The organism is Burkholderia territorii (assembly GCF_902833055.1).
Classification (GTDB): domain Bacteria; phylum Pseudomonadota; class Gammaproteobacteria; order Burkholderiales; family Burkholderiaceae; genus Burkholderia; species Burkholderia territorii.
The window spans coordinates 1-509 of the sequence record NZ_CADFEJ010000110.1; the positions used below are offsets into that span (position 1 = coordinate 1).

General features: G+C 58.9%; 1 protein-coding gene. It reads right to left on the reverse strand.

What is annotated here, in order from left to right; translation table 11 throughout:
• Positions 1 to 475, reverse strand: a 475-nt coding sequence (gene ahpC / locus HW466_RS31255) for an alkyl hydroperoxide reductase subunit C (protein ID WP_176316160.1), incomplete at its 3' end; no start/stop codon positions are given.
• Positions 476 to 509 lie beyond the last annotated feature (34 nt).

A 509-nucleotide genomic window follows, 5' to 3' on the forward strand; every position in this document is an offset into this window, starting at 1 on the left:
CGACGTATTGGGCAGCCTGCACCTTGCGCAGCAGCTCGCCTGCGTCACGGCCGATGCCGTTGTCGTGGATTTCGGCGATCTTGATTTCGCCTTCCGGGTTGATCACGAAGGTGCCGCGCAGTGCCAGGCCTTCTTCTTCGATCAGCACGTCGAAAGCGCGTGCCAGCGTTGCCGTCGGATCGCCGACCAGCGGGTACTGGATCTTGGCGATGGTTTCCGAGGTGTCGTGCCATGCCTTGTGCGTGAAGTGCGTATCGGTCGACACGCCGTAGATTTCCACGCCCAGCTTCTGGAATTCTGCGTAGCGATCTGCCAGGTCGCCCAGTTCGGTCGGGCACACGAACGTGAAGTCGGCCGGGTAGAACACGATGACCGACCACTTGCCCTTCAGCGATTCTTCGCTGACGGGAACGAAATCGCCGTTGTGATATGCGGTTGCCTTGAACGGTTTGATCTGGCTGTTGATGATCGGCATTTGCGGTGTCCTTTGAGTGAAAAGGTGATCGGGA